This window comes from Nocardioides sp. SRI_004 (assembly GCF_057586415.1).
On sequence record NZ_JBYCZV010000001.1, the window covers coordinates 357,236 to 369,410 of the forward strand.

Annotated in this window: 10 protein-coding genes; 8 read left to right on the top strand and 2 right to left on the bottom strand. The window is 70.5% G+C overall.

Annotation, left to right across the window (positions count from 1 at the left end):
- Positions 1-128 precede the first annotated feature (128 nt).
- A complete protein-coding gene (locus tag AC2YHB_RS01785) occupies positions 129-1,370 on the top strand; it encodes an acyl-CoA dehydrogenase family protein (RefSeq protein ID WP_487353328.1) in 1,242 nt (413 codons plus the stop codon).
- On the opposite strand, the gene AC2YHB_RS01790 is transcribed toward AC2YHB_RS01785, so the two are convergent.
- Positions 1,359-1,916, bottom strand: coding sequence for a TetR/AcrR family transcriptional regulator (locus tag AC2YHB_RS01790; RefSeq protein ID WP_487353329.1), 558 nt, complete (start codon positions 1,914-1,916; stop codon positions 1,359-1,361). The two genes, AC2YHB_RS01785 and AC2YHB_RS01790, sit on opposite strands and share 12 nt — an antisense overlap.
- An 82-nt stretch (positions 1,917-1,998) precedes the next feature.
- Between AC2YHB_RS01790 and AC2YHB_RS01795 the strand changes: the two genes are divergently transcribed.
- The 4 genes from AC2YHB_RS01795 to AC2YHB_RS01810 all read left to right on the top strand — a co-directional run bounded on the left by AC2YHB_RS01795 (position 1,999) and on the right by AC2YHB_RS01810 (position 8,141).
- Positions 1,999-3,207, top strand: a complete 1,209-nt coding sequence (locus AC2YHB_RS01795) for a LuxR C-terminal-related transcriptional regulator (RefSeq protein ID WP_487353330.1) — start codon at positions 1,999-2,001, stop codon at positions 3,205-3,207.
- 118 nt (positions 3,208-3,325) lie between these two features.
- Positions 3,326-4,990, top strand: a complete 1,665-nt coding sequence (locus AC2YHB_RS01800) for an AMP-binding protein (protein WP_487353331.1) — start codon at positions 3,326-3,328, stop codon at positions 4,988-4,990.
- Positions 4,990-6,186, top strand: a complete 1,197-nt coding sequence (locus tag AC2YHB_RS01805) for an acyl-CoA dehydrogenase family protein (RefSeq protein WP_487353332.1) — start codon at positions 4,990-4,992, stop codon at positions 6,184-6,186. Before AC2YHB_RS01800 ends, AC2YHB_RS01805 begins: the two co-directional genes overlap by 1 nt.
- 17 nt (positions 6,187-6,203) lie before the next feature.
- Positions 6,204-8,141 carry an AMP-binding protein gene (locus AC2YHB_RS01810; protein WP_487353333.1) on the top strand — a complete coding sequence of 646 codons (1,938 nt, stop codon included), beginning with the start codon at positions 6,204-6,206 and terminating at the stop codon, positions 8,139-8,141.
- A 40-nt stretch (positions 8,142-8,181) separates the two neighbouring features.
- Here the strand turns inward: AC2YHB_RS01810 and AC2YHB_RS01815 are convergent, their stop codons facing one another.
- Complete coding sequence (locus tag AC2YHB_RS01815; RefSeq protein ID WP_487353334.1) at positions 8,182-8,961, bottom strand: FadR/GntR family transcriptional regulator; 780 nt, start codon at positions 8,959-8,961, stop codon at positions 8,182-8,184.
- A gap of 125 nt (positions 8,962-9,086) precedes the next feature.
- On the opposite strand from AC2YHB_RS01815, the gene AC2YHB_RS01820 reads away from it, so the two are divergent.
- The 3 genes from AC2YHB_RS01820 (at position 9,087) to AC2YHB_RS01830 (ending at position 12,175) form a co-directional block, all read left to right on the top strand.
- Positions 9,087-10,166: an acyl-CoA dehydrogenase family protein gene (locus tag AC2YHB_RS01820; RefSeq protein ID WP_487353335.1), complete on the top strand. Its 1,080-nt coding sequence runs from the start codon at positions 9,087-9,089 to the stop codon at positions 10,164-10,166.
- Positions 10,167-10,250: 84 nt separating this feature from the next.
- Positions 10,251-11,417, top strand: coding sequence for an acyl-CoA dehydrogenase family protein (locus tag AC2YHB_RS01825; RefSeq protein WP_487353336.1), 1,167 nt, complete (start codon positions 10,251-10,253; stop codon positions 11,415-11,417).
- Positions 11,417-12,175 (top strand): SDR family NAD(P)-dependent oxidoreductase, encoded by a 759-nt coding sequence (locus AC2YHB_RS01830; protein ID WP_487353337.1) that lies wholly within the window; start codon positions 11,417-11,419, stop codon positions 12,173-12,175. Before AC2YHB_RS01825 ends, AC2YHB_RS01830 begins: the two co-directional genes overlap by 1 nt.

The following is a 12,175-nucleotide window of genomic DNA, read 5'->3' on the forward strand; positions in this document are numbered from 1 at the left end:
CTCCACAGCCTGCTGCTCGCGACCATCCGGACGGCGCGGGTCCGCGCACCTAGCGTCGTCGCATCCGGTGACCGCACCAGCAGCGGCACCGCCGACGCCCGTACGCGGGCCCCACCCAGGAGGGCGACATGGACTGGTCGATCCCGGAGGACGTCACGACGTTCCTCGCCGATCTCGACGACTTCATCGACACCAGGATCAAGCCGATCGAGGAGGCCAACCCCGAGTACTTCGATCACCGGCGCGAGTTCAGCCGCACCGACGTCGACCGCGGCGGAATCCCCACCCGCCGCTGGCGCGAGATCATGCACGAGGCACGGGTGCTCGCCGACCAGGCGGGCTTCTACCGCTACCCGCTGCCGAAGGCGCTCGGCGGCCAGGACGGCTCGAACGTCGCGATGGCCCTGATCCGCGAGCACCTCGCGCACCGCGGCCCGGGCCTGCACGCCGAGCTCAGCCACGAGGCGTCGATGGTCGCCAACCTGCCGCTCGCGCTGGTCCTGCACGAGTACGGGACCCCGGAGCAGAAGGAGCAGTACCTCGACCGCCTGGTCGCCGGCGACATGGAGATGGCGTTCGGCCTGACCGAGCCGAACCACGGCAGCGATGCGACCTGGCTCGAGACCCGTGCCGTGCGCGACGGTAACGACTGGGTCATCACCGGCGCCAAGCGCTGGAACAGCGTGGTCGACGTGTCGGAGGTCGACCTCGTATTCGCCCGGACGAGCGGCGAGGACGGCAAGGCCGAGGGGATCTCGGCCTTCCTGGTGCCGACGAACGCCCCGGGCTTCGAGGTGCCGTTCTACTGGTGGACCTTCAACATGCCGACCGACCACGCAGAGGTGCGCCTCAACGGGGTCCGCGTCCCCGGGGCGGCGATGGTCGGCGAGGAGGGGCGCGGTCTCGACTGCGCGCAGCTCTTCGTGCACGAGAACCGGATCCGGCAGGCGGCCAGCTCACTCGGCGCGGCCCAGTTCTGCATCGACCAGGCGGTCGCCTACACCGAGGAGCGGCATCTGTTCGGGAAGGCAATGCGGGACTACCAGGGCGTGCAGTGGCAGCTCGTCGAGCTGCAGACCGAGGCGGAGCTCCTGCGCAACACCATCATGAAGGTGGCGTGGGAGATGGACGTCCACGGCAAGACTGCCGTCAGCGACAAGGTCTCGATGGTCAACGTCCGTGGCAACCGGCTCGCCTGCGACGCGGCCGACCGGGCGATGCAGGTCCACGGGGGCGTGGGATACAGCCGTCACTACCCGTTCGAGCACATCTACCGGCACCACCGTCGCTACCGCATCACCGAGGGCTCCGACGAGCTGCAGTACCGCCGGATCGCGGCCGGCATGTGGAACTTCGGCTCAGGTCGCTGAACCCGCCCGGGACAGACCGTGCAGGGCGAGCTCCATGATCACGTCGGCGACGCCGGGCGTCGTCAGCGTGCGATCGGGCCAGCTCGCCACGGAGAACACCAGGCCGAGGCAGCCCTGGGTCGTCGCGTCGCGGGTGGCGTCGTCGAGGTCGGGCCGGGCCTGGGAGACGAGCTTCTCCCAGGCTCGCGTGTACTGCCGCCGGCGTCGGGTGAAGGCGGTGGCCCACGGCTCGACGAGCGAGCGGACCTCGCGCTGGTAGAGCGTCACCAGCGGCCGGTTGGCGAGGGCGAACCCGACGTGGTGGCGCAGGGCGCGCTCCAGGTCGGCGACGGGATCCGGGTCGACCGGCCGCGTGGCGGCCAGGAGCTCGTCCATCGCCTCGTCAAGGAGCCGGGCGAGGATCTCGTCCTTGCCGGCGAAGTACCGGTAGAGCGACGGTCCGCTGAGGCCGGCGCGGACGCCGAGCTCGTCCATGCCGACGCCGTGGAAGCCCTTCTCGTGGAATGCCACGGCCGCGGCATCGAGGATCCGTCGGTCACGCGGCACCACGGCAGGCTACCATCGGACGGAACGATCGTTCACGCAGTCGCGAGCCGCCTTCAGGGTCGCGATGAGGCAGGTGGGTTCCATGGAGTCCGGTAGCGCTGCATCGGCCCGGCGACGGGCTGCCCTGGTCGAGCGGGGGAGGGCCGCCCACGCGAGCGCGGTCGGCTTGCTCTGGGAGCTCGCCGTGCTCGACCACGACGACTACGCCGACGAGGTGGCCCACCCGCCGTCCACCGAGCTGCGCACGCTCGACGGGCAGCTGGCCATCCTCGGCGGCATCATGCGCGAGTGCCTCGTCGATCCGGATCGGGTCGCCAGGCCCAAGGAGGTGGCTGACGTGAGTCAGGTCCTGCACGAGATACACACCGTTCGGTTCGCCATCCACGACCACCTGGGGCACGAGCGACTGCGTCGGCTCGACCAGCTCGACCGCGAGCTGAGCCGGCTGCGCGGGGTGACCGACCAGGACGAGCTGCTCGAGACGGTCTGCGCCTCGGCGGGCGTCGCGGGCGGCTTCGACCGCGTGATGCTGTCGAGGGTCGACGACGAGTCCTGGCGGCCGTGGCGCAGCTGGGCCGGCCACATCGGACCCGACGAGCTGGCGTTCCGCGACTGGATCCGTGCCGTGCCGACGATCCAGCTCTCGGACATGCTCCTCGAGAGCGAGCTGGTGCGCGACCGCGAACCCGCGATCGTGGTCCGCGCGTCGGACGATCCCCGGGTCTACAAGCCGATGGCGCGGGCGTCCGGCCTGGCGTCGTACGTCGCCGCACCCATCCTCGCCGGCGAGCGGGTCATCGGACTGCTCCACGCCGACAACGGCGGCGCCGAGATGGTCGACCTCGACCGCGACATCCTGTGGTTCTTCGCCATCGGGTTCGCCCAGATCTTCGAGCGGGCCGTGCTGCTCGACCGGCTCCGCGAGCAGCGCGCCCAGGTCATGGACGCGATGCGGAGCGTCGAGCAGGTACTGGACGAGCTCGCGACCAGCACGATCGACCTCGTCACGCGTGGCGAGGCGACCGCGGTGGGCGTCAGCCGCCCGGTCCGGCCGGTCGTCCAGGACGAGCGCTCCACTTTCCTCGAGGAGGTGCTGACGGGCCGCGAGCTGGAGGTGCTGGCGCTGATGGCGACCGGTGCGACCAACGACCGGATCGCCCAGCGGCTGGTGATCGCCACCGGCACGGTGAAGTCCCATGTCAAGCAGATCCTGCGCAAGCTCCGCGTCGAGAATCGCGCGGAGGCGATCTCGCAGTACCTCCGCCTCACGATCGGCGCCCGCGAGGACTGATCGCGGCGCATCGCGAGCCCGTTGCCTATTCGGTCTGACCATTGTAATCTCGGGACCAGTATCGAGCGACGGTTGTCACGTCGTCGAGCCTCCGAACCAGATCACCCGAGGAGCTGCCATGGCGCTGGCCACGGTGCACGACCGCTACAGCGACGACGAGATCGCGCGCTACTACGACCAGGGCCTCTGGACGCAGGACACGCTGTTCGGGATCGTCGAGGCGCAGGCCGCCGTACGACCGGGGAAGGTGTTCGGCACCGACGCCACCACCGCCGTCACCTACGCCGAGCTGCGGGACCGCGCGCGGGCGCTGGCCGTCGGCCTGCGGCGCCGCGGGATCGGCCCCGGCGACCGGGTCGTGGTGCAGATGCCGAGCTGGACCGAGTTCTTCGTCATCGCGGCAGCCGTCGCCCGGATCGGTGCCGTGATCGTGCCGGTCATGCCGATCTATCGCGACGACGAGGTCGGCTTCATCGTCGAGACGGCCGGCGCCAAGGCCGCCTTCACGGCGCTGACCTATCGCAAGTTCGACCACGCCCGGATGTTCACGGAGCTCGCCGCGTCGAGCGCCACGCTGGAGACCGTCATCGTGCTGCGCCCCGACGGCGCGCTGCCTGTCGGTGCCGTCGCGTACGACGACGTCCCGGTCGAGCTCGAGGTCGATGCCGCGGACGCCGAGATCGGCGCCGGGGTCGGCCCGGACGAGCCCTTCGTCATCGTCTTCAGCTCGGGCACGACCTCGCGCCCCAAGGGCTGCCTCCACACCTTCAACACCATGGCCTGCGGTGCCCGCCTGCTCGGACGTGGCTGGGCCTACACCGAGGAGGACGTGCAGTTCGGACCGTCGCCGGTGACCCACACGACCGGCCTGGTCACGAGCTACCTGCTGCCGCTCGTCCACGGCGCTGCGTCGCACCTGATGGAGCAGTGGGAGCCCAAGGAGGGCCTCGAGCGGATCCGGAAGTTCGGGTGCACCGCCTGCGTGAGCGCGACGACCTTCCTCCAGATGGTGCTCGACGTCCACGACCCCGAGGTCCACGACGCCAGCACCATGCGCTTCTGGACCTCGGCCGGGGCGCCGATCCCGGGCAGCTTCGTCGAGACCGCCCGCGCCGCCCTCCCGGGGATGGCGGTCCTCAGCCTCTACGGCCGCACCGAGAACATCACCACCACGATGTGCACCATCGACGACGACCCCGAGCGCTCCGTCACCTCGGACGGCAAGGCGCTTCCGCTGCAGGAGGTGCGGATCGTCGACGAGAGCGGCAACGAGGTGCCGCGCGGCGAGGAGGGCGACATCGCCTACCGCGGCGCGATGAACTGCCTGGAGTACATCGGCCAGCCTGAGCAGACCGCGGCCGGCTACACCGCTGACGGCTTCCACCTGTCGGGCGACCTCGGGCGGATGGACGAGGACGGCTACGTCCGCGTCACCGGTCGGACCAAGGACATCGTGATCCGCGGCGGGATGAACATCAGCGTCCGCCAGGTCGAGGACGCGCTGACCACGCACCCTGCCGTCGCGGCGGTGGCGCTGGTCGGCATGCCTGACCGCAAGCTGGGTGAGCGCGTGTGCTGCTACGTGGTTCTGCGCGAGGGCCACGCCGGGCTCACCCTGGAGGTCGTCCGCGAGTTCCTGATCGGACAGGGCATGGCGATCCAGAAGGTGCCGGAGCGGCTGGAGGTCGTTGCCGAGCTGCCCATGACCGCGACCGGGAAGGTCCAGAAGCATGTGCTCCGGGCCGACATCGCGGACAAGCTGGAGCGGGCGGGGGTGGCCTGATGGAGCTCGTCGACGCTCCCGAGGAGGCGGCGTTCCGGACCCGGGTCCGAGCATGGCTGGCGGAGAGCCTGCCGCAGTTGCCGTGGCCGGAGCCGGCGGGCCTGGAGGACAAGGTCCCGTTCTGGCAGCAGTGGCAGCGGATGCTGTACGACGCCGGGCTGGCCGGCCTCACCTGGCCCGTCGCGTATGGCGGCCAAGGCCTCGATGAGCGGATGCGGGCCATCTTCGGCGAGGAGTGCGACCTGGCCGTCGCGCCGGAGCGGCTGAACATCATCGGCGAGGACTTCTGCGGGCCGACGATCGCGCACTTCGGGACGGAGGTGCAGAAGGAGCGTCTCCTCCAGCCGATCCTCACCGGTGAGGAGATCTGGTGCCAGCTCTTCTCCGAGCCCGGTGCCGGCTCCGACCTCGCGAGCCTGCGAACCAAGGCCGTCAAGGTCGACGGCGGCTGGCGGGTGACCGGTCAGAAGATCTGGACCAGTCGCGCCCAGATCGCAGCGCACGCGATCCTGCTCGCGCGAACCGGGGGCAACGATCCGGACAAGGCGCGCCACAAGGGCATCACCTTCTTCCTGCTGCCGATGGACAGCGAGGGCGTGACGGTCCGGCCGCTGCAGCACATGCTGGGCGAAGCCGAGTTCAACGAGGTCTTCCTCGACGACGTCTTCGTCCCCGACGACTGTGTGGTCGGTGACGTCGACGGTGGCTGGAAGGTCACCATGGGCACGCTGGCGTTCGAGCGCGTCGCCATCGCCACCGGTCGTGTCAACACGACGAAGGCCGTCGCCGACATCGTCTCGGACGTCCGTGGGATGACCGACGCGGCGGGCCATCCGCTGGGTGCGGACCCGATGGTCCGCCAGAAGGTCGCGGACCTGTGGGCACGCGCGCTGATCCACAAGACCATCAGCCAGCGCGTCATCACCGGCGCGGCAGCCGGTGCGCCGCCGGGACCGGTGACCTCGATCGGCAAGCTCTACTTCTGCCCCCTCGTCGAGGACCTGGCCGACTTCCGGCTCTCGCTCGCCCCGCTCGGCGGGCAGTTCGACCTCGACGAGGACGACGACGAGCTGGCAGCGACCCGAGCGTGGCTCCGCCTCGCCAACCAGAGTCGCGGCACGGCGATCGCCGGGGGCTCGACCTACATCCAGCGCAACATCGCGGCCGAGCGCATCCTCGGCATGCCGCGGGCCTGACCGAAGGAGCGACCCCCATGACATATGTCTGGCAGCCGGATGCCGACTATCTGGCGAACTCGAACATCGCTCGTCTGATGCGCACCTTCGACGTCGAGTCGGTCGACGAGCTCCGTGCGCGGTCCGTCGCGGACATCGGCACGTTCTGGGAGGCCGTGGTCGAGGATCTGCTGATCCCGTTCCACCGGCCCTACTCGGCGGTCCTCGACCAGAGCCGCGGCGTGAAGTGGCCCGAGTGGTTCGTCGGCGGCGGACTCAATGCGACGGACGCGTGCCTGGGTGCGTGGGTCGAGCGGACGCCCAACGCGATCGCCGTCGTCCACGAGGCCGAGGACGGCACCGTCACGCGACTGACGTACGCCGAGCTCGCCGACCGGGTCGCGCGGGTGCGCGCCGGTTTGCGGACGCGCGGCATCACGAAGGGTGATGCCGTCGCGATCTACCTCCCAATGACGCCCGAGGCCGTGGTGGCGACCTACGCCGTCGCGAGCCTCGGGGCCATGCTCATCCCGCTGTTCTCCGGCTTCGCGGCGCCGGCGATCGCCAGTCGCGTGCAGGACGCCGAGGCGAAGGCGGTCATCACGGCCGACGGCACGATCCGCCGCCGCAAACGGGCGACGATGCTCCCCGCCCTCCGTACGGCGCTGGCGGACTGCCCCAGCGTCGAGACGGTCGTGGTCGTCGAGAACCTCGGCGACCAGGTGACCCTCGAGGAGCGCGAGGTCGCGTGGGGCGACCTGCTCGCGCACGAGCCGGACCCGGTGGTGGAGCAGACGGACGCCTCCGACGTGCTGTTGCTGGCCTACACCTCCGGCACGACGGGCAAGCCGAAGGGCGCCGTCCACACCCACGCCGGCTTCGTGACGAAGACGGCCTCCGAGGTCGCCTACGGCTTCGAGATGGCGCCCGGCCGGACCTTCTGCTGGATCACCGACATGGGCTGGATCATGGGTCCGTTGTCGATCTTCGGCACCCACGGCACCGGCGGCACCCTGCTCCTCTACGAGGGCTCGCCCGACGTGCCGGACACGGGCCGGCTCTGGCAGCTCGTCGAGCGTCACGGCGTCTCGATGCTCGGCGTCAGCCCGACCCTCATCCGCACGCTCCGGGCGGCAGGCGACCTGCCCGTCAACGACCTGAGCAGCGTGCGGGTGCTCGGCTCGACCGGCGAGCCGTGGGATCCGGAGTCCTACGAGTGGCTGGCCCGCGACGTCTTCGGCAGCCGGGTGCCGATCATCAACTTCTCCGGCGGCACCGAGGTCGGCGGCTCCTTCCTCTGCCCCTACCCCGTCGAGGAGATCCGCAGTTGCTCCCTCGGCGGTCCGGCGCTGGGCATGGACGTCGATGTCGTCGATGACAGGGCCGAGCCGGTGCGCGGCGAGATCGGCGAGCTGGTGTGCCGTCAGCCGTGGCCGTCGATGACCCGCGGCATCTGGAACGACGACGCCGAGGGGGCGCGCTACCACGAGGCCTACTGGTCGACCTTCGACGGACTCTGGCGCCACGGCGACTTCGCGCTGGTGGACGACCGGGGCGACTGGTTCATCCTCGGTCGCTCCGACGACGTCATGAACGTTGCTGGCAAGCGGGTCGCGCCCGCCGAGATCGAGTCGGTCGTCGCGGTCGACGCCGACGTCGCCGAGTCGGCTGTCGTGGGGATCCCCGACGCGACCAAGGGCGAGGCCGTCTGGGTGTTCTACGTCGCCCGCGAGGACGCGGCCGAGGAGACCGTGGTCGCAGGGCGGGTCCGGACGCTGGTCGCCGACGGCGTCGGCAAGCCCTTCGCGCCGAGCCAGGTGGTGCGGGTCGAGCGCCTGCCCAAGACCCGCTCGGCCAAGATCCTGCGGCGTGCGATCCGCGCCGCCGTGCTGGACAAGGACCCCGGTGACCTCTCCGGCGCCGAGAACCCGCAGGCCGTCGACGAGATCCGGGAGCTTGTGAAGGACCTGCGATGAGCTCGCAGGCGCCTTCCCGGCTGCTGTCGGCGTCGCGGGCTCAGTCGCCCGGGACGTCGATCTCGGTGCGCTCCTCCACCTCGAGCACGGCGGAGGCGTACTCGTGGACGTGCCGCGACATCCGTCGTACGGCGGCCGCGGCGTCGCGCTTGCGGATGGCCTCGGTGATGCTCCGGTGGGCGCGCACGGTCGTCTGCCGCACGGTCGCGTCGATGAAGCCCTGGTTGTCGGTGGAGGCGTAGATGGCCCGCGACAAGGCGCCCATGAAGCCGGTGAGCAGCTCGTTGTGCGACGCCACCGCGACGGCGACGTGCCAGTCGACGTTGGCCTGCAGGAACTCGGCCAGGGACCCCTCCGCTGCGATCGCGTCGTTGGCCCGGTCGAGCGCCTCGAGGTCGGCGTCCGTCCGGTACTTCGCCGCGAGCTGGGCGCACGCGGGCTCGACGGCCTCCCGGGTCTCGAGCAGTGCGGCCATGCGGACCTGGCGGCCACGGATGAGCAGGCTGACCGTGCTCGCGATCGACTCCTCGCCCGGGCGCTGCACGAAGGCTCCGCCCGCGCGCCCGGTGCGGATCTGCACCAGCCCCTGCACCTCGAGGATGCGCAGCGCCTCGCGGACGGTGGTGCGGCTCATCCGGGTCTGCGCCACGAGCTCGCGCTCGGGCGGAAGGGCGGTGCCCTCGGGGAACTCGCCGCGCAGGATCCGCTCGCGCAGGTCGTCGGCCAGCACGTCCGAGGCCTTCGGCACCTGCATCGGCGTCAGCTGGACGGGGTGCCGGATGCTGCCCGAGGTGGTCGCCGCGCCCGTGGAGTCAGTCATGTCTTCCCGTTCCTTCGCGGATCAGTCCGCCCCTTTGGTCATACCCAAACTAACAGTCGGAACATCTTGCCGCGGTGATCACGCGCGCCACCGACTGGACCAACTCACAGTGGAGAGGCAGCGCCATGCAGTGGAAGTTCTCTGAGGAGCAGGAGGCCTACCGCGAGGCCCTGCGCGGTTGGCTGGCCGATGTCGCCGGATCCGAGCAGGTCCGGGGGTGGCTCGGCGCCGACGGTGGTACGACGGATCCGACGCCCTTCGAGGAGAGGTTCCTCGGCGACGGGATGGCCGGAGTCGGCGTCGCCGAGGAGATCGGCGGCCAGGGCGGAGGCCTCGTCGAGCTGGCGATCACCGCCGAGGAGCTGGCCCGCGCCGCTGCGCCGAGCTCGGCCTGGCTGGCCACCATGCTGGCCGTCCCCGCGATCGAGGGGCGTGCGGACCTCGTCAAGACCGCTCTCGGGGGCGGACATGCGGCGCTGGCCGTGGCCGCCGAGGCGCAGCCCGACGCCGCGACCACGCTCACCGTCGGCGCCGACAACCGGCTGCACGGCGAGGTGCCGAGGGTGCTGGGCGCCGACCGGGCCTTGTTGCTGGTCGTCCCCGCCAACGGCCCCGACGGTCTCGGTCTCCACGTCGTGGACGCGTCTGCGGACGGGGTGACCCTGACGCCACGGCGCCTGCTCGACCGGTCGCGGTCCGTCGCCGACGTCCGTCTGGACGGTGTCGCGGGTGAGCGGCTCGACGTGGACCCTGCCGCCGTGCTGGCCCGGATCGCCGACGTCGCGGGTGTCCTGGTCGCCGCCGACGCGTTGGGTGCGATGGAGCGGATGCTCGAGCTCGCGGTGGAGTACAGCGGCCAGCGGCACCAGTTCGGTGTACCGATCGGGTCCTTCCAGGCGGTGAAGCATGCCGCCGCCACGATCCTCGTCGACGTCGAGGCGGGCCGCTCCGGCGTCTACTTCGCCGCGGCGTCGGTGGCCGGCCTCGACGACGAGCGGGCCCTGCATGCTGCCGCGGTCAAGTCCCAGGTCACCGCGGCGGCCGGGCGAGCGGCCGACAGCGCGCTGACGATGCACGGTGCGATCGGCTACACGTGGGAGCACGACCTCCACCTGTACTTCAAGCGCGCCCGCCTGGATGAACAGCTCTTCGGGGCCGCGCCGGCGTGGAACGAGCGGATCGCCGAGCGCCTCGACTTGGTCTAGTTATTGGTCGTACCATTTGTTATAGTCGATCCATTCTTGCTCCGAGCATCTCTCGGACCCACCCCGATCAGGACGGAACCGACCGTGGATTTCGAACTCACCGAGGACCAGCAGACGATCCGCAAAGCGGTCGCCGAGCTCGCTGCCCGGTTCGACGACCAGTACTGGATGGACAAGGACGCGGACCACGAGTTCCCGACCGAGTTCTACAACGCGTTCGCGGAGGGCGGCTGGCTCGGCATCACCACGCCCGAGGAGTACGGCGGCCATGGCTTCGGGATCACCGAGGCCTCGATCCTCCTGGAGGAGGTCGCCGCGTCCGGCGCGGGCATGAACGGCGCGAGCTCGATGCACCTGTCGATCTTCGGGATGCACCCGGTGATCGTGCACGGGTCCGAGGAGATGAAGAAGGAGAACCTGCCGCGCATCGTCAACGGCGACCTCCACGTCTGCTTCGGGGTCACCGAGCCGGGTGCCGGCCTGGACACCACGCGCATCACGACCTTCGCCAAGCGCGACGGCTCCGACTACGTCGTCAACGGCCGCAAGGTCTGGATCTCCAAGGCCGTCGAGTCCGAGAAGATCCTCCTCCTGACCCGGACCGCGAAGTTCGAGGACTCCCCGAAGAAGACCGAGGGGCTCACCCTCTTCCTCACCGACCTCGACCGGGCGCACGTCGACATCCGCCCCATCAAGAAGATGGGACGCAACGCGATCACGTCCAACGAGCTCTTCATCGACGACCTCCGGATCCCGGAGGAGCACCGCATCGGCGAGGAGGGACAGGGCTTCAAGTACATCCTCGACGGGCTCAACCCCGAGCGCATGCTGGTGGCAGCCGAGGCGCTGGGCATCGGCCGAGCTGCGCTGCGCCGCGGCGTCCGCTACGCCAGCGAGCGTGAGGTCTTCGGCCGTCCGATCGGGATGAACCAGGGCCTGCAGTTCCCCCTCGCCGACTCGCTCGCGCGCCTCGACGCCGCGGAACTGGTGCTGCGCAAGGCGACGTGGGCCTACGACAACGGCCTGCCGTGCGCTCGCGAGGCCAACATGGCGAAGTACCTGTGCGCCGATGCCGGCTTCCAGGCTGCCGACCGGGCACTGCAGACGCACGGCGGGATGGGGTACTCCGAGGAGTACCACGTGGCGCGCTACTTCCGCGAGGCCCGCCTGACCCGGATCGCCCCGCTCTCGCAGGAGATGGTGCTCAACTACCTCGGCGAGCACGTGCTCGGACTTCCCAGGAGCTACTGATGACCACTCCCTTCGACCTGACCGGCCGGTCCGCCCTCCTCACGGGTGCCGGCAACGGCATCGGCGCGGCGGTCGCCCAGGCCTACGCCCGGGCCGGTGCCGCCGTGATGGTCACCGACCTCGACAAGGACTCGGCCGCCCGGGTCGCCGACGAGATCGTCGCGGCGGGGGGTCGCGCGGAGTCGGCGGCGCTCGACGTCCGCGATGCCGAGGCGGCCGCGGCCGCGGCCGAGCAGGCGGCGAACCTCGCCGGCGGCACGCTGCACGTGCTCGTGAACAACGCGGGTGCGATCGCGCCGGCCATGTTCGCCAAGATGGACAAGGACGCCTTCGACTTCGTCGTGGGCGTCCACCTCGGCGGCACCTTCACCGTCAGCCAGGCCGCGCTGCCCTTCCTCGCCACCGACGGCACCGGCCGGATCATCAACGTCACGTCGGCCGCGGGCCTTGTCGGCACCATCGGTCAGGTCAACTACAGCGCTGCGAAGTCCGGGATCATCGGCGTCACCAAGTCGCTGGCCAAGGAGCTCGCCCGCAAGAGCATCACGGTCAACGCCGTCGCGCCGCTGGCCGCGACCACCATGACCGAGAACATCCGCAGCAACGAGAAGCTCGCCGAGATGACCCTCGCCCGGATCCCCCTCGGCCGCTGGGCCGACCCGGAGGAGATCGCGGGCACCTTCGTGTTCTTCGCCTCCGACGCGGCGTCGTACATCACCGGCCAGGTCCTGGCCGTCGACGGCGGGACGGTGATCTGA

Excerpts from the sequence above, each read along its gene's own strand:
- AC2YHB_RS01785 (WP_487353328.1), top strand. The coding sequence starts at position 129 with ATGGACTGGTCGATCCCGGAGGACGTCACGACGTTCCTCGCCGATCTC.
- AC2YHB_RS01795 (WP_487353330.1), top strand. The coding sequence starts at position 1,999 with ATGGAGTCCGGTAGCGCTGCATCGGCCCGGCGACGGGCTGCCCTGGTC.
- AC2YHB_RS01800 (WP_487353331.1), top strand. The coding sequence starts at position 3,326 with ATGGCGCTGGCCACGGTGCACGACCGCTACAGCGACGACGAGATCGCG.
- AC2YHB_RS01805 (WP_487353332.1), top strand. The coding sequence starts at position 4,990 with ATGGAGCTCGTCGACGCTCCCGAGGAGGCGGCGTTCCGGACCCGGGTC.
- AC2YHB_RS01810 (WP_487353333.1), top strand. The coding sequence starts at position 6,204 with ATGACATATGTCTGGCAGCCGGATGCCGACTATCTGGCGAACTCGAAC.
- AC2YHB_RS01815 (WP_487353334.1), bottom strand. The coding sequence starts at position 8,961 with ATGACTGACTCCACGGGCGCGGCGACCACCTCGGGCAGCATCCGGCAC.
- AC2YHB_RS01820 (WP_487353335.1), top strand. The coding sequence starts at position 9,087 with ATGCAGTGGAAGTTCTCTGAGGAGCAGGAGGCCTACCGCGAGGCCCTG.
- AC2YHB_RS01830 (WP_487353337.1), top strand. The coding sequence starts at position 11,417 with ATGACCACTCCCTTCGACCTGACCGGCCGGTCCGCCCTCCTCACGGGT.